Annotated in this window: 22 protein-coding genes; 4 read left to right on the plus strand and 18 right to left on the minus strand. The window is 56.2% G+C overall.

Annotated features, from left to right (window positions below):
* Nucleotides 1-47 precede the first annotated feature (47 nt).
* From lolE to lolC, 3 genes are read right to left on the minus strand one after another with little or no spacing between them, the layout of a single operon-like run.
* A complete protein-coding gene (gene lolE / locus C7387_RS08530; protein ID WP_040903474.1) occupies nucleotides 48-1,292 on the minus strand; it encodes a lipoprotein-releasing ABC transporter permease subunit LolE in 1,245 nt (414 codons plus the stop codon).
* Entirely contained in the window at nucleotides 1,292-1,993 is a 702-nt protein-coding gene (gene lolD / locus C7387_RS08535; protein WP_006819511.1) for a lipoprotein-releasing ABC transporter ATP-binding protein LolD, read from the minus strand. Before lolD ends, lolE begins: the two co-directional genes overlap by 1 nt.
* Nucleotides 1,986-3,185, minus strand: a complete 1,200-nt coding sequence (gene lolC / locus C7387_RS08540) for a lipoprotein-releasing ABC transporter permease subunit LolC (protein ID WP_038258177.1) — start codon at nucleotides 3,183-3,185, stop codon at nucleotides 1,986-1,988. Before lolC ends, lolD begins: the two co-directional genes overlap by 8 nt.
* A gap of 194 nt (nucleotides 3,186-3,379) precedes the next feature.
* Here lolC and C7387_RS08545 point away from each other — a divergent pair, with 194 nt between their 5' ends.
* The 3 genes from C7387_RS08545 to ldtC all read left to right on the plus strand — a co-directional run bounded on the left by C7387_RS08545 (nucleotide 3,380) and on the right by ldtC (nucleotide 9,081).
* A complete protein-coding gene (locus tag C7387_RS08545; protein WP_006819508.1) occupies nucleotides 3,380-4,444 on the plus strand; it encodes an acyltransferase family protein in 1,065 nt (354 codons plus the stop codon).
* Between the two features lie 85 nt (nucleotides 4,445-4,529).
* Nucleotides 4,530-7,976, plus strand: coding sequence for a transcription-repair coupling factor (gene mfd / locus C7387_RS08550; protein ID WP_120816740.1), 3,447 nt, complete (start codon nucleotides 4,530-4,532; stop codon nucleotides 7,974-7,976).
* A gap of 139 nt (nucleotides 7,977-8,115) precedes the next feature.
* Nucleotides 8,116-9,081, plus strand: coding sequence for a L,D-transpeptidase LdtC (ldtC, locus tag C7387_RS08555; RefSeq protein WP_006819506.1), 966 nt, complete (start codon nucleotides 8,116-8,118; stop codon nucleotides 9,079-9,081).
* A gap of 99 nt (nucleotides 9,082-9,180) precedes the next feature.
* Here ldtC and bhsA read toward each other — a convergent pair whose 3' ends face one another.
* A complete protein-coding gene (gene bhsA, locus C7387_RS08560; RefSeq protein WP_006819505.1) occupies nucleotides 9,181-9,438 on the minus strand; it encodes a multiple stress resistance protein BhsA in 258 nt (85 codons plus the stop codon).
* A 247-nt stretch (nucleotides 9,439-9,685) separates the two neighbouring features.
* On the opposite strand from bhsA, the gene C7387_RS08565 reads away from it, so the two are divergent.
* The gene (locus tag C7387_RS08565) at nucleotides 9,686-10,321 is read left to right on the plus strand and encodes a TetR/AcrR family transcriptional regulator (RefSeq protein ID WP_120816513.1); all 636 of its coding nucleotides are present in this window, start codon (nucleotides 9,686-9,688) and stop codon (nucleotides 10,319-10,321) included.
* 60 nt (nucleotides 10,322-10,381) lie between these two features.
* On the opposite strand, the gene C7387_RS08570 is transcribed toward C7387_RS08565, so the two are convergent.
* The 14 genes from C7387_RS08570 to pabC form a co-directional block, all read right to left on the minus strand.
* A complete protein-coding gene (locus tag C7387_RS08570) occupies nucleotides 10,382-10,921 on the minus strand; it encodes a glycine zipper 2TM domain-containing protein (protein WP_038258201.1) in 540 nt (179 codons plus the stop codon).
* Nucleotides 10,922-11,126: 205 nt separating this feature from the next.
* Nucleotides 11,127-12,431: an NAD(P)/FAD-dependent oxidoreductase gene (locus C7387_RS08575; RefSeq protein ID WP_038258203.1), complete on the minus strand. Its 1,305-nt coding sequence runs from the start codon at nucleotides 12,429-12,431 to the stop codon at nucleotides 11,127-11,129.
* 236 nt (nucleotides 12,432-12,667) lie between these two features.
* Complete coding sequence (ycfP, locus tag C7387_RS08580; RefSeq protein ID WP_006819499.1) at nucleotides 12,668-13,210, minus strand: alpha/beta hydrolase YcfP; 543 nt, start codon at nucleotides 13,208-13,210, stop codon at nucleotides 12,668-12,670.
* A 38-nt stretch (nucleotides 13,211-13,248) separates the two neighbouring features.
* The gene (gene nagZ / locus C7387_RS08585) at nucleotides 13,249-14,274 is read right to left on the minus strand and encodes a beta-N-acetylhexosaminidase (protein ID WP_120816514.1); all 1,026 of its coding nucleotides are present in this window, start codon (nucleotides 14,272-14,274) and stop codon (nucleotides 13,249-13,251) included.
* Nucleotides 14,275-14,285: 11 nt separating this feature from the next.
* Nucleotides 14,286-15,110 carry a thiamine kinase gene (thiK, locus tag C7387_RS08590; protein WP_038258210.1) on the minus strand — a complete coding sequence of 275 codons (825 nt, stop codon included), beginning with the start codon at nucleotides 15,108-15,110 and terminating at the stop codon, nucleotides 14,286-14,288.
* The gene (gene lpoB, locus C7387_RS08595) at nucleotides 15,091-15,723 is read right to left on the minus strand and encodes a penicillin-binding protein activator LpoB (RefSeq protein ID WP_161615882.1); all 633 of its coding nucleotides are present in this window, start codon (nucleotides 15,721-15,723) and stop codon (nucleotides 15,091-15,093) included. The genes thiK and lpoB overlap by 20 nt, the downstream gene beginning before the upstream one ends.
* A 15-nt stretch (nucleotides 15,724-15,738) precedes the next feature.
* Nucleotides 15,739-16,119, minus strand: coding sequence for a YcfL family putative periplasmic lipoprotein (locus tag C7387_RS08600; RefSeq protein WP_038258213.1), 381 nt, complete (start codon nucleotides 16,117-16,119; stop codon nucleotides 15,739-15,741).
* A 1-nt stretch (nucleotide 16,120) separates the two neighbouring features.
* The gene (gene hinT / locus C7387_RS08605) at nucleotides 16,121-16,480 is read right to left on the minus strand and encodes a purine nucleoside phosphoramidase (protein ID WP_038258216.1); all 360 of its coding nucleotides are present in this window, start codon (nucleotides 16,478-16,480) and stop codon (nucleotides 16,121-16,123) included.
* A gap of 180 nt (nucleotides 16,481-16,660) precedes the next feature.
* Nucleotides 16,661-18,094, minus strand: coding sequence for a PTS glucose transporter subunit IIBC (gene ptsG, locus C7387_RS08610; RefSeq protein ID WP_006819493.1), 1,434 nt, complete (start codon nucleotides 18,092-18,094; stop codon nucleotides 16,661-16,663).
* 299 nt (nucleotides 18,095-18,393) lie between these two features.
* Nucleotides 18,394-19,188, minus strand: a complete 795-nt coding sequence (locus tag C7387_RS08615) for a metal-dependent hydrolase (protein WP_120816515.1) — start codon at nucleotides 19,186-19,188, stop codon at nucleotides 18,394-18,396.
* 11 nt (nucleotides 19,189-19,199) lie between these two features.
* Nucleotides 19,200-20,201, minus strand: coding sequence for a DNA polymerase III subunit delta' (holB, locus tag C7387_RS08620; protein ID WP_120816516.1), 1,002 nt, complete (start codon nucleotides 20,199-20,201; stop codon nucleotides 19,200-19,202).
* Nucleotides 20,198-20,839, minus strand: coding sequence for a dTMP kinase (tmk, locus tag C7387_RS08625; RefSeq protein WP_006819489.1), 642 nt, complete (start codon nucleotides 20,837-20,839; stop codon nucleotides 20,198-20,200). The genes holB and tmk overlap by 4 nt, the downstream gene beginning before the upstream one ends.
* On the minus strand, nucleotides 20,829-21,851 hold the full coding sequence (gene yceG, locus C7387_RS08630) for a cell division protein YceG (protein ID WP_006819488.1): 1,023 nt from the start codon (nucleotides 21,849-21,851) through the stop codon (nucleotides 20,829-20,831). The genes tmk and yceG overlap by 11 nt, the downstream gene beginning before the upstream one ends.
* 2 nt (nucleotides 21,852-21,853) lie before the next feature.
* Nucleotides 21,854-22,663 carry an aminodeoxychorismate lyase gene (pabC, locus tag C7387_RS08635; protein WP_006819487.1) on the minus strand — a complete coding sequence of 270 codons (810 nt, stop codon included), beginning with the start codon at nucleotides 22,661-22,663 and terminating at the stop codon, nucleotides 21,854-21,856.
* Between the last annotated feature and the right edge of the window lie 64 nt (nucleotides 22,664-22,727).

The raw sequence follows: 22,727 nt of genomic DNA on the forward strand, positions 1-22,727 counted from the left end.
TCATTCCTCTTGTTGACCCTGGCGGTAACCCGCCGGATCATGACAAATTACTGGCCACTTAGCACCCTCGCCGGGTCAATTCGGCTGGCGCGGCGGGCGGGATACCAGCTTGCCAGCAGACTCAGCAACAGTGCCGTTACCAGCACATAAATGACGTCCAGCCAGTGCAGCTCGGACGGCAGAAAATCAATAAAGTAAATATCGCCAGACAGGAACTGGTGTCCGGTCAGCTTCTGAATGCCGTTGATAATTGAGGTCAGATTCAGGGCGCAAATCACACCGATGGCCACGCCTATCAGGCTGCCCAGCAGCCCGGCTAATAAACCATACCACACGAAAATCGCGCGGATCAGGCCATCCTTCGCCCCGAGCGTACGCAACACCGCAATATCGCCGCTCTTGTCTTTTACCGCCATCACCAGCGTTGAAACGATGTTAAAGCAGGCGACGCCAATCACCAGCACCATCGCCAGATACATGATGGCGCGGATCATCTGGATGTCGCGATACATATAGCCATAGGTGCCTATCCAGCTCTTGATATAGACATAGCTGTTGGTCACCTCGCCGGCATCACGCACCAGTTTGGCGGCGTTAAACACGTCGTTGACCTTAATCGCGATACCGGTGACGCTGCTGCCCATCTCCAGATACTGCTGCGCGTCTGCGAGCGGTACCATGGCATAGCTGTGATCGAGCTGGCCACTCAGTTGCAGAATGCCAGTCACGTGCAGACGCACGCGCTTTGGCTGCAGAAGTTTGTGGTCTGAGTCGGCGTTCGGGATCATGATGGAAACCCAGTCACCCTGCTTCACCTTGAGGGAGTCCGCCACCCCTTTACCCAGGATTATCTGCTGCTCACCGGCCTTGAAGCTGGCCCAGGCGTTATTCAGTACGAACGACGGCAAAGCGCTGAGATGACTCTCCTGAGCGGGATCCACGCCCTTCACCTGAATAGCGCGCATGTTACTGCCGCTCTCAATCAGCCCGGTGAAGTTGATATAAGGCGCGGCAGCCTCGATCCCCTTCACCTTCTCGACTTTCTCAAGCGCCGTATTCCAGTTGTTCCACGGCTGGTTCACCGGCTCGATTTCACCGTGTGGCACCACCGCCAGAACGCGGTTGTTCAGTTCACGCTCGAAACCGTTCATGGCGCTGAGGCCCACAATCAGCACCGCGACACCGAGGGCAATACCGACGGTAGAAATCACCGAGATAAGCGACACCATGCCGCTGCGGCGACGCCCTCGGCTAAAGCGTAGGCCAATCAGTAACGATAACGGGGAGGCCATTACAGAGCTCCCATCAGGGTCGTTTCTTCCGTCAGGCGACCGTCGCGCATTTCCAGTTGACGGTTCATGCGTTTCGCCAGCTGAAGGTCGTGCGTCACCACCAGGAATGCGGTGCCCTGCGAAACGTTCAGTTCACCCAGCAGCTGGAAGATGCTGTCGGCGTTGCGGGCATCGAGGTTACCGGTCGGCTCATCCGCCAGGACCAGACGGGGGTTATTGACCAGCGCGCGGGCAATCGCCACACGCTGGCGCTCGCCGCCGGAGAGCTCCGACGGGCGATGATGAGCGCGATGCCCAAGCCCCACCGCCTGCAGCATCTCCAGCGCGCGCTTTTCAATTTCTGCCGGTTTTTTCTTGCCAATCAGCAGCGGCATCGCCACGTTTTCCTGGGCGGTAAAGTCCGGCAGCAGATGGTGGAACTGGTAGATAAACCCGAGATCGCGGTTACGCAGCTCGGCCTTCGCCGCGGATGAGAGCTGGCTCAGCGGCTGACCGCTAAAAATGACATCGCCAGAGGTCGGGGTATCAAGACCGCCCAGCAGGTGCAGCAGGGTACTTTTCCCCGAGCCGGAGCTGCCGACGATCGCCATCATCTCGCCTTCTTTCACGCTGAAGCTCACGTTGTGCAGTACGTCAGTCTGGACACTGCCTTCCTGATAGCGTTTGCACAGGTTGTCGCATTGCAACAGGATCTTATTCATAACGTAAAGCCTCAGCGGGTTGTGTGGCGGCAGCGCGCCATGAAGGATACAGCGTAGAAAGTAAAGCCAGCACCATAGCAATCAGCGCAATCAGCACCACCTGTAGCGGCTCAATTGCCACAGGCAGCGCCGCACCGTCAAGGAAGGCACCGATTATCGGCATCAGGTTGTTCAACTGGCTGGCAAGCAATGCTCCCAGCACCGCGCCGAGCAGCGCGCCGATGATCCCGGCACTTGCGCCCTGCACCATAAACACCATCATAATTTGTCGCGGCGTCAGCCCCTGGGTTTGCAGGATAGCGACTTCCCCCTGCTTCTCCATGACCATCAGACCCAGCGAGGTAATGATATTGAAGGCTGCCACGGCGACGATAAGGCTCAGCAGCAGCCCCATCATATTCTTCTCCATCCGCACGGCCTGGAACAGTTCGCCTTTACGCTCGCGCCAGTCCTGCCATTTGGTTCCCGCCGGCAGTTTTTGCTCGCTCAGGGTATCGACCTGCAGCGGCTTGTCGAGCCACAGGCGCCAGCCGGTGATGTTACCAATGGGGTAGCGCAGCAGGCGGGAAGCATCCTGAATATTCACCAGCATCTGGTAGCCATCGACTTCGCTATTGGCGGCGAAAGTCCCGATAACGGTAAACAGACGCTGGCTCGGTACGCGGCCCATCGGGGTAAACTGGCTGGCAGACGGCACCATCACGCGGATTTCGTCACCACGGTTCACGCCGAGTTGCCCGGCCAGTTGCTCGCCAAGAATAACGTTGTATTTACCCGGCTCCAGCGCGGTTTGCTTCACGTTCACCAGAAACGGCGTCAACGGATCTTTCTGTGCAGGATCAATGCCAAGCATTACCCCAACCGCCACGCTGCGGGCACTTTGCAGCACCACATCGCCGGTGGAGAGCGGGGCCACGCGCGTGACACCCTGTAACTTAACTTCGCTTGCCGGCAGCTGCTGTGGATTCAAGGAACCCTGCTCCGCGCTCAGCACCGCCTGCGGCATCAGCCCCAGAATGTTGTTTTGCAGCTCGCGTTCAAAACCGTTCATCACCGACAGCACGGTCACCAGCGCCATCACGCCAAGCGTGATGCCGATAGTCGACAGCCAGGAGACAAAGCGACCGAAGCGGTCCGCTGCGCGCCCACGCATGTAGCGCAGGCCAATGAATAAAGCGACAGGTTGGTACATGTAATCCGTCTGGTTACTGATTTAGAAGCACGAGTATATAAGCGAAAGCGCAGAGCGTAAATGCGAGAAGTCAGATAGCCACCCACTGATACTTATCTGAAAATGAACCAAATACAGAACGTTACTGGTTACATCACCGGCATGACGCGTCAGGATCGGCCATTCGTTTATGGTAATAAAAGGCGCTTAGCGTGATGAAGCAAAAAGCATTATGGATTAATCAAATCAAGGGGCTATGTATCTGCCTGGTGGTCGTCTACCACTCGGTGATCACTTTCTATCCCCACCTCAGCGGCTTTCAGCACCCGTGGTCCCAGACGCTCTCTAAGTGCTGGGTTTATTTCAATTTGTATCTGGCGCCGTTTCGTATGCCGGTCTTTTTCTTTATCTCTGGTTTTCTGATCCGCCGCTACATCGATGACGTCTCATGGCGCGATTGCTATCGCAAGCGTATCTGGGCGATTGCCTATGTTCTGCTGCTCTGGGGCGTGCTGCAGTGGCTGGCGTTAAGCCACCTCAATCTGTGGCTGGCACCGGAACGTGAACTGAGCAACAGCAGCAACGCCGCCTATGCCGGCAGCGTTGGGCAGTTCCTCTACGGCATGCTGACCGCCGGCACCAGCCTGTGGTATCTGTACGCACTGGTGGTCTACTTTACGCTCTGCAAGCTCACCAGCCGCTTTAAACTGCCCATGCTGCTGGCGCTGGCCCTGCTCAGTATCGCCATTAACTTTATCCCGACCCCATGGTGGGGGATGAACAGCGTCCTGCGCAATGTTATCTATTACGCGCTCGGTTCGTGGTACGGCGCTGCGCTGATGGAGTGGATGAAAGGCTTCAATATTCGTCGCTACTGGCTCCCACTCGCCGCGTTTGCCGCCGTGGCAGTCGTCACCTGGCTTGCCCGCACGCCGCTGTTTTTATCGCTGCTGTCGATTTTCATCATCATGAAGCTGTTTTATGCCGTCAGCCGCCGTGTCGAATCCCGGGAAAATAGCCTGCTGAACGTGGTCGGCTCGAACACCCTCGCCATTTACACCACTCATCGTATTGTGGTGGAGGCACTCAGTCTGCTGATGCTGGGCTATCTGGCGGAAGGCATGCACAGCGGAGCCTTTGAGCTGGCGGTGCTGCTGGTCTATCCGTTTGCCAGCCTGGGGCTGTGTATCCTGCTGGGGCTGGTGGCACGAACCCTTTCGCAGAAAGTCTCCGGCGATCTCTTTTTCACCCCTCCTTCGCGAAGGTTGGCGAATGCCTGACGATCGGGGATAATATGCAGCATTGAATATCAGCGATTTGCCCCCATTACTGGGGGCTAGTCCTTAAGAGATACCGATGCCCTTTATGCCTGAAAAACAACGATACGCCCTGCCCGTCAAAGCAGGCGAGCAGCGTCTTCTGGGTGAACTCACCGGTGCGGCCTGCGCCACAGAAGTTGCCGAAATCATTGAACGTCACAGCGGTCCGGTGGTGCTGATTGCCCCCGATATGCAAAATGCACTTCGCCTGCACGACGAAATCAGGCAGTTTACCGATCAGATGGTGGAGAATCTGGCAGACTGGGAAACCCTCCCCTACGACAGCTTCTCTCCGCATCAGGAAATCATCTCTTCCCGTCTGTCTACGCTCTATCGTCTGCCCACCATGCAGCGCGGTGTGCTAATTGTCCCGGTGAGCACGCTGATGCAGCGCGTCTGCCCGCACAGCTTCCTGCACGGTCATGCGCTGGTAATGAAAAAAGGGCAGCGTCTCTCGCGCGACGCCCTGCGGGATCAGCTTGAAGGTGCAGGCTATCGCCATGTCGATCAGGTGATGGCTCACGGCGAGTATGCCACCCGTGGTGCACTGCTCGACCTCTATCCGATGGGAAGCGAACAACCCTACCGTCTCGATTTCTTTGACGATGAAATAGACAGCCTGCGGTTGTTTGACGTCGATTCACAGCGCACGCTGGAAGAGGTCGACGCCATTAACCTGTTACCCGCGCATGAGTTCCCGACCGACAAGGCCGCCATCGAACTGTTCCGAAGCTCATGGCGCGATCGCTTCGACGTAAAACGCGAAGCCGAGCATATTTATCAGCAGGTGAGCAAAGGCACCCTGCCCGCCGGGATTGAGTACTGGCAGCCGCTGTTCTTCAGCGAGCCGTTACCCCCGCTCTTTAGCTACTTCCCGGCCAATACGCTGCTGGTCAGCACCGGCGATCCTGAAGCCAGCGCCGAGCGCTTCCAGAATGAAGCCCAGGCGCGCTTTGAAAACCGTGGCGTTGACCCGATGCGCCCGCTGCTGCCGCCAGAGCTGCTGTGGCTGCGCACCGATGCCCTGTTCAGCGAGCTGAAAAAATGGCCGCGCGTCCAGCTCAAAACCGAGCATCTGCCTGCGAAAGCCGCCAACCAGAACCTGGGCTACCAGAAGCTGCCGGATCTCGCGGTGCAGGCACAGCAAAAAGCCCCGCTCGACAGCCTGCGCCAGTTCCTTGAGTCATTCAGCGGCCCGGTGATTTTCTCGGTAGAGAGCGAAGGTCGTCGTGAGGCGCTCGGTGAGCTGTTGGCGCGCATTAAGCTCGCCCCGAAACGCATTCTGCGGCTCGAAGAGGCCACCGGCAACGGGCGCTACCTGCTGCTGGGCTCCGCCGAGCATGGCTACATCGATACCCAACGCCAGCGGGCGCTTATCTGCGAAAGCGACCTGCTGGGCGAACGCGTGGCGCGTCGTCGTCAGGACAGCCGCCGTACCATCAACCCGGATACCCTGATCCGTAACCTGGCCGAGCTGCACACTGGACAGCCGGTGGTGCATCTGGAGCACGGCGTCGGGCGCTATGCCGGGCTGACCACGTTAGAAGCGGGCGGTATCAAGGGTGAGTATCTGATGCTGACCTACGCCGGCGATGCCAAACTGTACGTGCCGGTGTCGTCGCTGCACCTGATAAGCCGCTACGCCGGTGGCGCGGAAGACAACGCGCCGCTGCACAAACTTGGCAGCGACGCCTGGTCGCGGGCGCGGCAGAAAGCCGCCGAGAAAGTGCGTGACGTTGCCGCCGAGCTGCTCGACATCTATGCCCAACGCGCCGCCAAAACCGGTTTTGGCTTTAAGCACGATCGCGAACAGTACCAGCTTTTCTGCGACAGCTTCCCGTTTGAAACCACCCCGGATCAGGCCCAGGCCATTAACGCCGTGCTGAGCGACATGTGTCAGCCGCTGGCGATGGACAGACTGGTCTGTGGCGATGTGGGCTTCGGTAAAACCGAAGTGGCGATGCGCGCCGCCTTCCTCGCCGTGGAAAACAACAAACAGGTGGCAGTACTGGTGCCCACGACCCTGCTGGCACAGCAGCACTTTGACAACTTCCGTGACCGCTTCGCCAACTGGCCGGTGCGCATCGAAATGCTGTCGCGTTTTCGCAGTGCAAAAGAGCAAACCCAGATTCTGGAGCAGGCGTCCGTTGGCAAAATCGATATTCTGATTGGTACCCACAAACTCCTGCAAAGCGACGTGAAGTGGAAAGATCTCGGCCTGCTGATTGTCGACGAAGAGCACCGCTTCGGCGTGCGCCATAAAGAGCGTATTAAAGCGATGCGTTCTGACGTGGATATCCTGACTCTCACCGCCACGCCAATTCCGCGAACCCTCAATATGGCGATGAGTGGTATGCGTGACCTTTCCATCATTGCTACGCCACCGGCGCGTCGTCTGGCGGTAAAAACCTTTGTTCGCGAGTACGACAATCTGGTAGTACGCGAGGCCATTCTGCGTGAAGTGCTGCGCGGTGGTCAGGTCTATTACCTGTTCAACGATGTGGAAAACATCCAGAAAGCGGCGGACCGGCTGGCCGAACTGGTGCCAGAGGCGCGAATTGCCATCGGTCACGGCCAGATGCGCGAACGCGAGCTGGAGCGGGTGATGAACGATTTCCACCACCAGCGTTTCAACGTACTGGTGTGTACCACCATCATTGAAACCGGGATCGACATCCCTACCGCCAACACCATTATCATCGAGCGTGCCGACCACTTCGGTTTGGCGCAGCTCCACCAGCTGCGCGGACGCGTGGGCCGTTCGCACCACCAGGCCTACGCCTGGCTGCTGACCCCGCATCCGAAAGCGATGACCACCGATGCGCAAAAACGTCTTGAGGCCATTGCCTCACTGGAAGATTTAGGCGCCGGTTTTGCTCTCGCGACCCATGACCTTGAAATTCGCGGAGCCGGGGAACTGCTCGGCGAAGATCAAAGTGGTTCCATGGAGACCATCGGCTTCTCGCTGTATATGGAACTGCTCGAAAACGCCGTTGACGCACTGAAGGCGGGACGCGAGCCGTCGCTCGAAGATCTCACCAGCCAGCAAACTGAAGTGGAACTGCGTATGCCGTCGCTGCTGCCGGACGACTTCATTCCGGACGTTAACACCCGTCTGTCGTTTTATAAGCGCATCGCCAGCGCCAAAAGTGAGAACGAGCTGGAAGAGATAAAAGTGGAGCTTATCGATCGCTTCGGCCTGCTGCCGGATGCTGCGCGCAATCTGCTCGACATCGCCCACTTGCGCCAACAGGCGCAGAAGCTTGGGATCCGTAAGCTCGAAGGTAACGAAAAAGGCGGCGTGATTGAGTTCAACGAGAAGAACCACGTCAACCCGGCGTGGCTGATTGGCCTGCTGCAGAAACAGCCGCAGCATTTCCGCCTCGATGGCCCGACGCGTCTTAAATTTATTCAGGAACTTGCTGAACGTAAAACCCGCATGGACTGGGTGCGCCAGTTCATGCGGCAGTTAGAAGAAAACGCCATCGCCTGACCCCTGCCCGGCGGCCATCCGCCGCCGGGTAGCGTTTCGCGCAATACTTTACAAACTCTTTGCAATCCCTCGAAACATAAAGACACGTGCTGACGCCATAATGGTGCTTTAACTTTAATCACCGCATGGATATTCAGTGATGATCAATATTTCGCGTTATTCGCGCTGGTTTAGCGGATTTGCGCTCGCCGCAACCGTGGCGCTCGCACTTCCTGCGCAGGCGAACACCTGGCCTCTCCCCCCTTCCGGCAGCCGTCTGGTCGGTGAAAACCGCATTCATGTCGTCGAGAATAACGGCGGCTCACTGGAGTCCATCGCCAAGAAATACAACGTAGGATTCCTTGCCCTGCTGCAGGCGAACCCGGGCGTTGACCCTTACGTCCCCCGTGCCGGGAGCGTGCTGACCATTCCGCTGCAAACGATCCTTCCCGACGAGCCGCGTCAGGGTATCGTTATTAACCTCGCGGAGCTGCGTCTGTACTACTACCCGCCGGGGAAAAATGAGGTCACCGTTTACCCGATTGGTATCGGCCAGCTGGGTGGCGACACGTTGACACCAACGATGGTGACAACGGTCTCTGACAAACGCGCCAACCCAACCTGGACGCCAACCGCCAACATCCGTGCCCGTTATAAAGCCCAGGGCATTGACCTGCCGGTGGTTGTGCCGGCCGGGCCGGACAACCCGATGGGCCACCATGCCATTCGCCTGGCAGCGTTCGGCGGCGTGTATCTGCTGCACGGTACCAACGCCGATTTCGGCATCGGTATGCGCGTAAGCTCCGGCTGTATCCGCCTGCGCGACGGCGATATCGAGACGTTATTCCGCGTTATTCAGCCGGGCACTAAGGTCAACATCATCAACACCCCGATTAAGGCCACAATAGAGCCCGGCGGTGAACGCCTGGTTGAAGTGCACCAGCCGCTGTCAAAACAGATTAATGACGATCCGCAGGTGCTGCCTATCACCCTCAACGGCGGGATGCAGCAATTTAAGGACAGCCCGCAGACCAACGCCGAGGTCATGAGCAAAGTGATGGAAGCACGTTCCGGCATGCCGGTTAACGTCACGCGTCATGCGGTGGCCACTGCGCAGCAAATGTAATCCTGATCTTAAGCCATGAAAAAAGCCCCGCTTCACTGAAGCGGGGCTTTTCCCGTTTTATAGCAGTGGCAGTGCTATAGCATAAACAACGGGTAAAACTTATTTGTAGATAACCGCAGTCCCGTGCAGGTTGTTAGGACCGGTTACAGAGGTAATACGGAACGATTTTGCGCCCATCGCGTCAGCCTGCTGTGCCAGCTGATCTTCCAGAGAACCCAGGTTAGTCCCGGCAGTGGCGGAAATAGTACCCACTTTATGTTGGTCAGCCGGAGTAGACTGAACTTCCACCGCAGCGAAGCTTGCGAATGACAGTGAACTCAGAACAGCAGCAGCGATAAGAGTTTTAACGTTTTTCATGATTTTATGACCTGTGCAGATGAATTTATTGGGTCGTTATGATTAACTTAACGATCGATAGACAAATCATAATGTGATCTACATCACACGTCAATATTATTTTATAACGATCGTTATAATAAATAAATTATCTATAATTTTCATGAGGATATGTTTTTATTTTTTTATGCAAAACAGCGCTGGTGACTGTTAAGAAATATTTTTATAATGGTCTCTCACCACACCACCCACGAGGTACAACGGCACCATGACAACTGACGTTCAAAGTTGCACAAAAAAAAGCCGTGGCCGTCCGAAAGTGTTCGACAGGGAAGCGGCGCTCGACAAGGCCATGACACTCTTCTGGCAGCACGGCTATGAAGCCACATCGCTTGCCGATCTGGTTGAAGCGACCGGAGCGAAAGCCCCGACGCTGTACGCCGAATTTGTAAATAAAGAAGGGTTATTCCGCGCAGTACTCGACCGCTACATTTCGCGCTTTGCCGCGAAGCATGAAGCGCAGCTGTTTTGCGAAGAAAAATCGGTTGAACTGGCGTTGAGAGATTACTTCACCGCCGTCGCCACCTGCTTTAGCAGCAAAGAGACGCCAGCGGGCTGTTTTATGATTAACACCTCCGCGTCACTGGCAGCTTCCTCAAATGAGATTGCCAGAACGCTGAAATCGCGCCATGCGATGCAGGAGCAGACGCTGCAGCAGTTCCTGACCCAACGTCAGCAGCGTGGAGAGATCCCGGCTGAAAAGGATATCAATGCCCTGGCGCAGTTCCTGAGCTGTATTCTGCAGGGGATGTCTATCAGCGCGCGTGAAGGTGCAAGCCTTGAGGTATTGATGCAAATCACCAACACCACCCTGCGCCTGTGGCCGGAAATGCTGAAGCTCTGAGTATAAAAAAAGCCCCTCAGCCTGAGCGATTGAGGGGCTAAATATAAGAAAACTACTTTTTTAGACTTTGTTATTCAGAACCAGCTGACCATTCCCATCGAGCGGAATTTGCGTGCCAGGATCTTTATCCATACGGATTTTCCCCTGCTGGTCGCCAATCTTGTAGGTCACATCGTAACCCAGCATTTTTTCTGACTTGTCATATACCGTCTTGCAGCGCTGCTGCGTCGTGGTATAGGTGTCGTTGTCCTGCATCGCGCCCTGCACCTGGTTACCGGCATATCCGCCACCCAGTGCACCGACTACGGTTGCAACATCACGACCACGACCACCGCCGAACTGGTGACCAATCACCCCACCCGCCACGGCACCCAGCACAGAGCCGGCGATACGGTTCTCATCCTGCACCGGGCGACGATGGGTCACCGCTACGTTGCGGCACTCCTGGCGCGGCGTTTTCACGGTTTCTTTAATCGGTTTTGATGAAACTACCTGTGCGTACTGCGGACCACGTTCAAAAACGTTCAGACTGGCAACGGCGGCCACGCCCAACGCGGCTGCTACGCCAATCCCTATACCCGCTAACATTGATTTATTCACGGGAGTTCCTCCTTCTGTTGCTGTTATAAACAATTTTGCAGGCAGAAGTGGGGACAGGCAAATCAGACAGGGGATGAAAAGTGCGGGATCGTCCGGCAAATCGCGCTGATTCGGAAGACTCTTAAGCGATAACGCCATTAATCCGACGGATATGCTGCGAAGAAGCGGACCCGGGAAATCCCGGATCCGCCCTGAGAGGTCAAACTTAGTGCAGTTTCAGACGCGGACGGATCACACGGTTGATACTGCCAACCAGCATCATCAGGCCGGTTTTGAAGTAGCCATGCAGCGCAATCTGGTGCATACGGTACAAAGAGATGTACACCATACGCGCGATACGCCCTTCCACCATCATCGAGCCGCGCATCAGGTTACCCATCAGGCTACCAACGGTGGAGTAGTTAGAGAGCGATACCAGAGAGCCGTGGTCTTTATATGCATACGGCTTCAGTGCTTTGCCCTTCATCTGCGCCAGAATATTGTTCAGCGCGCAGGTCGCCATCTGGTGGGCTGCCTGAGCACGCGGAGGCACAAAACCGCCTTCCGGACGCGCGCAGGAGGCGCAGTCGCCGATGGCGTAAATATCCGCATCGCGGGTGGTCTGCAGCGTTGGCTCCACCACCAGCTGGTTGATACGGTTGGTCTCAAGACCGCCTATCTCTTTCATGAAGTCTGGCGCTTTGATCCCTGCCGCCCAGACCATCAGATCCGCTTTGATGTATTCGCCGTCTTTGGTATGCAGACCGCCTTCGTCGGCGCTGGTCACCATGGTCTGAGTCAGTACGCGAACGCCCATTTTGGTGAGTTCGTTATGCGCTGCGCCGGAAATACGCGGCGGCAGTGCAGGTAAAATACGTTCCCCGGCTTCCACCAGCGTGACGTTCAGCGCTTCGTTGGTCAGCCCTTTGTAACCGTAGCTGTGCAGCTGTTTTACCGCGTTATGCAGTTCAGCAGACAGCTCGACGCCGGTCGCCCCACCGCCAACGATGGCAATATTCACTTTGCCGTTGGCCCCCAGATTACTGGAGTGTTTCAGGAACAGATTCAGCATTTCCTGGTGGAAACGGCGCGCCTGATGCGGGTTATCGAGGAAGATGCAGTTCTCTTTCACGCCCGGGGTGTTGAAATCGTTTGAGGTACTGCCCAGCGCCATCACCAGCGTGTCGTACGGCAGCTTACGCTCCGGTACCAGCAGCTCACCTTTACTGTCGCGGATCTCTGCCAGGGTGATCGTTTTGCTTTCGCGGTTGATGTCCATCACGGAACCCAGCTGGAACTGGAAGTGATGGTTGCGCGCATGCGCCAGATAGCTTAACGCGTCTACACCTTCGTCCAGTGAACCGGTTGCCACTTCATGCAGCAATGGTTTCCACAGATGACTGTGGTTGCGATCTACCAGCGTAATCTTCGCCTTTTTGCCACGGCCGAGCTTTCTTCCCAGTTGGGTAGCAAGCTCCAGTCCACCAGCACCGCCGCCGACAATCACTATTTTTTTCAATGGCGTAGTCACGTGACCCCCTCAAAATATTAACCAATTGTTAATTAAAAGTTATTAAAATAGCCTTTAATTAACAACAAGTTACCTACGCGAAACCATTCAGCAGCACGGAGAATAACACGCCAGGTGCATTGGTCATACCAAAATTGATGTGAATCAAGTTTTACCGCTGCAAAGTTGAGCAAGTATAGCGTTTTGAGGGAGAAAACGAGGGCCCGGCAGATGACGTCTACCGGGCGGAGGGCCTGTCAGCCCAGGGTTTTGAAGGCTTTAATGCGTTGCAGGTGCGGCGAGATATTCTTGAATTTATGGGTCTGCTCTTCGTCCCAGATTATCTCGTAGTAGTGATGCAGCAGTTCTGCCGAACGTTGGCTGTTGAGCGCTTCATCCTGACGGGAGAGGATCACCAGGCAGCGATCACGATTTTTCTCGCGAAAGTTGTTCACGCACTTGGTGGCAATATCCGCATACTCTTCCGGACGATCGATTTTGCCTTCCATATTTTCATTCGGGTACAGGTTTGGGTTAAACATCACCTGGCGAATGTCACAGAGAAAACCGATGCGTTCTGCCCAATAGCCGCCTAAGCCAACGCCGCAGATCAACGGGCGATCGTCCACGTTAAGCTGGAGCATTTTGTCGACTTCTTTCAGAAGGTGTTGCATATCATGCTTAGGATGGCGCGTGCTGTAGCTTATCAGGCGCACATCCGGGTCGATAAACTGCAGTTGCAGCACTTTCTCATGATTGCCCGGGCTGTTTGAATCAAAACCGTGTAAATAAATAATCATCACGTCCTCACAACACTTCCGATCCCGATGCGGGAGAATTAACGATCCGCTTTTTGCTCCTGCCAGCGTTCGTGCAGCTGCTCCAGCTGAGCGTTGACCGTCTTCCAGCGCGCTGACTCCATGAGCGTCTGACGCGTCAATGAACCGCTATGATACAATTTCGTAACACGCTCAGCTTTGATCGGCGACAGATTATCCAGCACACTCACGGCACCTTTACGATTATTGCAGACCAGAATCATATCGCAACCTGCGTCCAGCGATGCCTGGCCACGCTCAGCGTAGCTGCCCATAATCGCCGCCCCTTCCATCGACAAGTCGTCAGAGAAAATCACACCGTTAAAGCCCAGCTCTCCACGCAGCACCGTTTTCAGCCAGTGGGCTGAACCGCTGGCCGGACGTGGGTCAACGTCGCTGTAAATAACGTGCGCCGGCATGATGGCATCAAGACGATGCTCGTCGACCAGGGTGCGGAAGACCGACATATCTTTGGCGCGAATTTCTGCCTCAGGCCGCGGGTCGCGAGGGGTCTCTTTGTGCGAATCCGCCGTTACCGCACCGTGCCCAGGGAAATGTTTCCCGGTGGTTTTCATCCCCGCCTGGTGCATACCGTCAATCACCTGACGTGCCATTGCCAGCGCCTTAGCCGGGTCTGCATGGTATGAGCGCTCACCAATTGCGGCGCTGATATGGCCGACGTCAAGCACCGGTGCAAAGCTGATATCAATATCCATGGCAATCATCTCGCTTGCCATCAGCCAGCCCGCCTCGTGAGCGAGCTTGCCACCCTCTTCCATTCCAAGCAGTGCGGCAAACGACTGGGCCGCCGGTAAACGGGTAAACCCTTCGCGGAAACGCTGTACGCGTCCGCCTTCCTGATCAACCGCCACCACCAGCCGGTGGTGTGAGGCAGCACGGATCTGGCGGACCAGCTCACGCAGCTGCTCGGGGTCATGATAGTTGCGGGCAAACAGAATCAGGCCGCCTACCAGCGGATGCGCCAGGATCTCGCGCTCTTCCGCATCCAGTTCATAGCCTTCCACATCCAACATTACTGGACCCACACTGACCTCTCTTATCCATTTTTCTTAAGCTGGCACCAGGTTTCATTGGCCAGCGTGATAAATTGTTGTTCGCCGGTTTGCTGCCAGCGGCATTCGAACCAGCCGGCCATCAGCATCAGCACCCAGGGGCGCCAGCGCCGTACCTGCAGCCACAAACCGTCAACGTCCATTTTTGCCTGCCGGGCGTATTCGTTCACCAGACTTTGGCGTTGGGCTTCGTCTTCCAGCCAGACGGCTGCGAGCTCAAGCGCCACGTCGCCGTCCCCGGCGTACTCCCAGTCAATCAAACGCAGCCCGTTTTGGGTGTGCACCAGATTTCCGGCATGAATATCCATGTGCAGCGGCGCAAGGCGCAACGGCACCGGCTCGCCATGACGGGAAAGCCTCTGTAGCCGGGAGAGCCAGAACGGCGTGCGCCGTGACGGTGAACTGTGCTGCCAGTACCGTTGCAGCAAGGGCGTTAGCGCTATCCGCCAGCCAAACCGCGGCTGCTGATGCAGATAATACAGCAATGCTGCCAGTTTACGCTCTTCCGGCAGCTCGGTTTTCATTTCGCCGTCGATGTAGTCCACCGCCATCCAGCCCGGCGTGTAAAAACGCGGCGGCGGGGCCAGGTCGACAGGAAGCTGATTGAGGGCATGATACTGCCTGAGAAAGTGCGATTCAGCGTCGTGGGGATCGTGATGCTGGCGCAGCACCAGACGTTGTGCGCCGTTTTCAATGATGCAGCTGCTGCCGCTGAGCCCGGTTACGGTGAGCTCTGCGGCAGGCTGATAGTCGGGGAAATAGCGTGACAGTACTTCGTCACGCGTCAGTTTACTGTTGTTGAACCGCACCTTTGCCCGACCAGATAATCTCGCCAGTCTGGACCAGCATCAGTTGCATTTGCAGCAGCGGTGAATTGACGTTACCGGTAGCGCTGGAGTACAGCACAAACTGTGCCCCCACGTTGCGGGCAATACCCATCGCTTTGCTGCGGGAACCCAGGCTGTCCTGCGGAGAAAGACCCAGCTGTTGTTTCGCAACGGCAAGCTGCTGTGAAGAAACCAGGGTGAACTTACCGTTGCCTGCCAGCGCATTGCGCAGCGCCGTGGTGGCCTCGCCCGCGTTCAGAGAGCCGTTAGTACGATTGTTCACGCTGTCGACCAGCAGAATGCTTCCGGCGGTAACCCCTTCAGACTGCAGCATCTTGCCCACCATCGGCTGCACGGCGCCGTTCCAGTCATAATGACGAACGCGCGGCGCGGGCTGGCTGGTTTGATCCGGCGTTTCAATCGGACCTGGCTGTTGCGGAACGGTCGGTACCGTAGGAACCGTCGGCACCGGCTGCGGCTGCGCCGGTTGCTCGGTACCCGGTTTTGCCTCTTCGACCGGAGCCGGTTGTTCTCGTTGCCCCACACACCCTGACAGGAAGACTGCCAGAGCCGCGAGTAACGCATAACGACTCAATTTAAGCATTGCGGTTTACCCCTTAAGATAAAGATAAAGTCGGACCTTATGGGCACCCAGGCTGTTTGCCGTACCGTACAGCGTGACCGAACTGTTTGCCGGTACGGTTACGCTACGCGGGGCTTCCAGCGGATGCATTTCCAGTCCTCTGGCGTCATACCAGTAAAAACGATAATAAAGCGTGACCGGGACGCGACGTTCGTTGAACAGAACGGATGACGCCGTCGCCTGAATTTCTGAGGTAGTCAGTTCCGGTTTTTCTGCGCTGATCCCCGCCGCCAGGACGTTCGATTCCATCACCAGCGTTTGCTGTTCGCCGAACGGAATTTCCGGGTGTGAACCACAGCCCGCCAGCACCAGCGCCGCCAGTAAAAGGGTAAAACGCCCTGCTCGCATCTTAGTGTTCCTTGTGTGCCAGCATCGGACCTAAAGGACGACCGCCCAGCAGGTGCATATGGATATGATAGACCTCCTGACCGCCATGGCGATTACAGTTGACGATCAGACGGTAGCCATCCTGCGCAATGCCTTCCTGCTCTGCGATTTTTGCCGCCACGGTGAGCATGCGGCCCAGCGCCAGCTCGTGCTCGGCGGTCACGTCGTTGACGGTCGGGATCAGGATGTTAGGGATTATCAGAATGTGGGTCGGTGCCTGGGGAGAGATATCACGAAATGCGGTAACCAGTTCGTCCTGATAAACAATATCCGAGGGGATTTCGCGACGGATGATTTTGCTGAAAATCGTTTCTTCTGCCATGACCCATTCCTTTTCTAATTTCTTTTTACCGTACGGTAAGTTGTGCACAGAATTCAACGTAAGAGTATGAGCGACTACCCCCCTGCGTTTCAACCCACTTACCGCATTTCTTATCCGTGCCGACCGCAAACGTAAAAAAGGCAGCCATTCGGCTGCCTTAGTCTCCCCACACTATCTTGCTTAGTGGTTGCGGATGTACTCATCCATTTCGGTTTTCAGGTTATCGGATTTAGTCCCGAAAATTGCCTGAACGCCAGAACCTGCAACCACCACGCCCGCCGCACCCAGTTTCTTCAGGCCAGCCTGATCCACTTTCGCCACATCGGCAACGCTTACGCGCAGACGAGTGATACATGCGTCGAGGTTAGTGATGTTCTCTTTACCACCGAACGCTGCCACCAGGGACGGCGCCATTTCGCTGGTCGCGCCCGCTTTGGTGTCTTCGGTCGCATCTTCACGACCCGGCGTTTTCAGGTCCAGCGCTTTGATAAGCACGCGGAAGATGGTGTAGTAAACCACGGCATAGCACGCACCGACGATCGGGAACAGCCACAGTTTGCTGCTGTTACCGGACAGCACGATGAAGTCGATCAGGCCGTGAGAGAAGGACGTACCGTCACGCATACCCAGCAGAATACAGATTGGGAATGCCAGACCTGCCAGAATCGCGTGGATGATGTACAGGATCGGTGCCACGAACATGAAGGAGAATTCGATTGGCTCGGTGATACCGGTCAGGAACGAGGTCAGCGCTGCGGAGATCATGATCCCGCCCACTTTCGCGCGGTTTTCCGGTTTTGCAGAGTGCCAGATAGCAATCGCTGCAGCCGGCAGACCGTACATTTTGAACAGGAAGCCGCCAGACAGTTTACCTGCAGTCGGGTCACCCGCCATGTAACGTGGGATATCGCCGTGGAATACCTGACCTGCGGCGTTGGTGTATTCACCAATCTGCATCTGGAAAGGAACGTTCCAGATGTGGTGCAGACCAAACGGTACCAGGCAGCGTTCAATGAAGCCGTAGATACCGAACGCGACAACCGGGTTCTGGTATGCAGCCCACTGAGAGAAGGTCTGGATAGCGGTACCAATCGGTGGCCAGATGAAGGACAGGATCACACCCGTGAAGATTGCCGCCAGACCTGAGATGATCGGTACAAAGCGCTTGCCCGCGAAGAAGCCCAGGTATTCTGGCAGCTTAATGCGATAGAAGCGGTTGAACATGTAGGCTGCGATGGCACCAGAGATGATACCGCCGAGAACACCGGTATCAGCCAGGTGCTTTGCAGCGATCTCTTCTGCAGGTAAATGCAGTACCAGCGGTGCGACAACCGCCATGGTTTTCACCATGATGCCATAGGCAACCACGGCTGCCAGCGCAGAAACGCCGTCGTTATTGGTAAAGCCAAGTGCGACACCAATAGCGAAGATAAGCGGCATGTTAGCAAAAACAGAACCGCCCGCTTCTGCCATCACGTGGGAAACCACGGTTGGCAGCCAGCTGAAGTTTGCAGAACCGACGCCCAGCAGGATACCTGCGATAGGCAGTACGGATACTGGCAGCATCAGCGATTTACCGACCTTCTGCAGGTTAGCAAATGCATTCTTAAACATAATTGAGAGTGCTCCTGAGTATTTAGATCTTTTTTTACGTTTTCACGCATTGGCGAGGGGGGAGAACCCCGCCGTGGACAGGACATCTAAGCGCCCTTTATTTATTACACAGAGTAAAATAAATCAGTTTCCGTTTGTTTGACGGCTATCACGTTTCAATCAGCAACTAGCGAGAAACTTGCGTTTCTTTACATAAGTGGTGTCAATTTGTTTCAAAAAGACCATTCACCGCCACTTATGTGGCGGGGAACTGTACTCGGTTTGAGTATTAATTACGAGCTTTAAAATAAGCTGCGAAATCAGGCGTCTTGCAGGCGGGAGGGGTTGATATGGAACAGGCGGGCGAAGTTTTCGGTGGTCTGCTGCGCCAGCTGTTCAACCGATACACCTTTCAGAACGGCCATATACTCAGCAACATCCCGCGTCATTGCAGGCTGGTTCTCTTTACCGCGATGCGGCACCGGCGCCAGGTACGGGGAGTCCGTTTCCACCAGGATCCTGTCGAGCGGTACATAGCGCGCGGCATCACGCAATTGTTCCGCATTACGGAAGGTCACAATGCCGGAAAAAGAGATATAAAACCCAAGATCCAGCAGTTTACCCGCCGTTTCTTTGTCCTCTGTGAAACAGTGTAGTACGCCGCCACAATCCGTCACCTTTTCTTCCCGCAGGATAGCCAGCGTATCTTCACGGGCGTCACGGGTATGCACGATCACCGGCTTGTTAAGCTCGCGACCAATGCGGATGTGATGACGGAAGGACTCCTGCTGCTGCGCTTTAGTTTCCGGGGTGTAAAAATAGTCCAGCCCGGTTTCGCCCAGGGCAACGACGCCCTCTTCTGCCGCCACGCGGCGCAGATCTTCCACGGCGTAGGTTTCATCCTGATTCAGCGGATGAACCCCGCAGGAAAAGACGACGTTATCGCGAACGCCAACCAGCTCGCGCATGCTCCGGTAGCCAGGAAGCGTAGTCGCAACGGCAAGACAGAATTTCACATCGCGGGCGGCGGCTTTTGCCAGCACGTCATCGACGTTTTTATGCAGGGATTGATAATCCAGGCCATCGAGATGGCAGTGTGAGTCGACTAAAAACATTGAGCTCTCTCTCAGAAGTGAGATACGGGAAGCGGTGTTCCCGGTTGCAGGTAGTGCTCCCAGCGCAGCAGGCGCTCGGTCAGCATCAGTTCCCGGTTAAGTCCGGTTACGCTAAGAAGCTGCTCGCGGCACTCGCAGGCGTCGTGAGCGATGGCCTGAAGCCGGGCGGCAGACCACGTGCGGGCCAGCCTTTCGCACAGCGTCCAGGCGTCCACGTTGGTCACGATGGTGATTCGCTGTTGGATTTTCAGCGCATCGAGTAACAGCGTCGCGAACCAGTGCAGGCGCATGGTCGCATCGTCATGATTGAGGGCCGGTAGCAGCGATAGCCAGTCATGGCTGTTAAGCGCCGCATCAAGCTGCTGACACAGTTGCTGACGAGCGCTCCAGTGCTGTTGCAGTAACTCCAGCGCCGCCGCTGGGGCGCTGGCGCTCAGACGCAGCGCAGTGAGGATCGCATCATGTGACACCGTCACTTCCCGTTCAAGCCAGCTCGCCGCCCAGTTTTCAGCGGGTGGTGCCAGATGATGTAACCGGCAACGGCTTCTTAATGTTGCCAGTAAACGCTCCGGCTCTTCACAGGCGAGGAAGAACCAGGTGTTCTCCGGCGGCTCCTCCAGCGTTTTAAGCAGCGCATTGGCCGCCGCATCGGTAAGCCAGGCGGCATTGCCTATCCAGACAACCTTCGCCCCGCCGAGACGGGCGTGTTCATATAGCTTTTCCGTGACGCTGCGCACGGCATCAATGCCCAGCGAGCTTTTGCCCTTCTCCGGCAGCAGATGATAATAGTCAGGATGCGTTCCCGCCTGCATCAGCTGACAGCTGTGGCACTGGCCGCAGCTTTTATGACCGTCCGGCTGGCGGCACATCAGCCAGCGAGTCAGCGCATAGATAAGCGCATCTTCCCCCATTCCGGGCAGCGCCTGAACCAGTAACGCATGGTGTCCACGACCGGCCTGATAGCTGGTAATCAGCTGCTCAAAGTGCGGACGTAACCACGGATACCATTTCATGCGCGCTGCTCCTCCACCCAAAGGGTGACGGTATCGCGAATATCCTGCATTACTTTTTCCAGCGGCTGGGTCGCGTCGATGGTGCGAATGCTGTTGTCCTGCGCGGCAAGCTCAAGGTAACGGGCGCGGGTACGGTTGAAGAAGTCCAGCGACTCCTGTTCAATGCGATCCAGATCGCCACGCGCCCGGGCACGTTTGAGACCCACTTCTGGCGTCACGTCGAGATACAGGGTCAGGTTTGGGCGAAAATCCCCCAGCACGGCGTCGCGCAGGGTGGCAAGCATATGCTGGTCGATACCCCGTCCGCCGCCCTGATAGGCCTGAGTCGAGAGGTCGTGGCGATCGCCAATAACCCACTGGCCGTTGGCCAGCGCCGGTTTGATGACGGTTTCGACCAGCTGTACGCGCGCGGCGTAAAACATCAGGACTTCGGCCTTATCGCTAATCACTTCATCGCCCACCGAGCGGATGTCGAGCACCAGGCTGCGCAACTTCTCGGCCAGAATGGTGCCGCCCGGCTCACGGGTGAATACCAGATCGCGAATACCCAGCTGCTCAAGCGTCGCCACGACCGTATCACGTGCCGTAGTTTTACCTGCCCCTTCCAGTCCCTCGATGACGATGTAGTTACTGCCCATTTTTTTCCTTAAGTACTTTCAGGTAATCCTGCACTGACCGGTTATGGCTGGCGAGATTGGTGTTAAACGTGTGGCCGCCTTTACCGTCAGCCACAAAATAAAGATACGGCGTCTTCGCCGGATGCGCTGCCGCGTTCAATGAGGCCTCGCCTGGCGTGGCGATAGGTCCTGGCGGCAGCCCGGTTATCGAATAGGTATTGTACTTCGTCGGCGTTTCCAGATCCTTGCGCGACAGCTTGCCATTATAGCTTGTCCCCATGCCGTAAATCACGGTGGGATCGGTCTGCAGACGCATGCCGATGCGCAGGCGGTTAATAAACACCGACGCAACCCGGTCACGTTCGCTGGCAACGGCGGTCTCTTTTTCAATGATCGACGCCATCGCGACCAGCTGGTTTTGGTCCTGATATGGCAGGTTATCCATCCGCCCTTCCCAGGCCTGGTCTACCGCTTTGACCATCTTCTGGTGCGCGCGTTTGAGGATCGCCACATCGCTGGTGTTGGCGGTATACATCCAGGTATCAGGCCAGAACCAGCCTTCCACCCAGTCAGGATGTTCAAGCTTCAGCGCTTGCGCAACCGTCGCATAGCTGTCGTCTTTCAGGGTGTGCTTAATGTAAGGCGCTTCTCTCAGCTGCTTCAGATAATCACTAAGACGCATACCCTCGACAAAGCGCAGCGGGAACTGAGCTTCTTTACCGCTGGCCAGCAGTTGCAGCATGTCGCGCACGGTCATCTCAGGCGTAAAACGGTAGGTCCCGGCCTTGAAATGCGACAGATCTGGTTCAATACGCAGCAGCCACTGGAACACGCGCGGACGGTTAATAACCTTATCCTGATACAGCTGTTCACCCAGCGCCATGCGCCCGGTGCCCGCTTTAAGGGTAAAAATCGTCTCTTCTTTAATCAGTATCGGACTGTCCGCCAGTTTGCGAACCTTCCACATCCCCACGCCTGCGGCAATCGCCAGGACCAGCAGCACTAACAGGACGAAACGTAACATTTTTTTCATGACTAAACGGATGACTCACAACGTGGGGCCAAAAATTCAAACAGTTCATGCGACAGATAGCGAACGTCACCAAACGTATTCACCGGAACAATGGGCATCAATGCATTGCAGATACAGACCTCATCTGCCTGCCTGACCGCCTCAATACGTGCATGAACTTCGACAACGCGGTAACGACTTTGTGCCAGCAGCGCCAGACAATGCTGACGCATGATACCGTTAACGCCCGCCTGATCGAGACGCGGCGTAAATACCGTATCGCCCGCTCGCCAGAACACATTAGCGGCACAGCATTCCGTAACCCACCCGTCGCTGTCAAGAACCAGCGCTTCGTCGGCGTCCGTCTGTTCAAGATGCGCGCGGATCAACACCTGCTCAAGACGATTGAGATGCTTAAGACCTGCTAGTAGCGGATTGCGGCCAACCTGCACCGGGCTTAACGCAAGCGTAATCCCCTCCTCCTGCCAGCGGGAATAGTGCGCAGGTGCCGGAGAGGTAGACAGAATACGGGAAGGTAACAGACACGAGGATGGGCTGTAGCCCCGCCCACCGCTGCCGCGGGTAATAATGACTTTGAGCACGCCATCACGCTGGTGTAACGCCAGTTCGCGCATCTCCTGACGCAGAATTGCGTTATCGGTGAAGGGGATCATGAGCGCACGGCAGGTGTTCTCCAGTCGCTGCAAATGCATTTCGAGGAATTCGACGCTGCCGTTGTGGATCTTCGCGGTGGTAAAGCAGCCGTCGCCGAACTGAACGGCGCGATCGTTTGCCGCAAGAGAGTCCTGTTCCGTACCATTAATCAAGAACATAGGGGCTCCTTATCTCTGGTCTTTTAGTCTGGCAGCAGGCAGAACGCCTGACAAGAGGAATACG

The organism is Yokenella regensburgei, from assembly GCF_003634235.1.
In the GTDB taxonomy this organism is placed as follows: domain Bacteria; phylum Pseudomonadota; class Gammaproteobacteria; order Enterobacterales; family Enterobacteriaceae; genus Yokenella; species Yokenella regensburgei.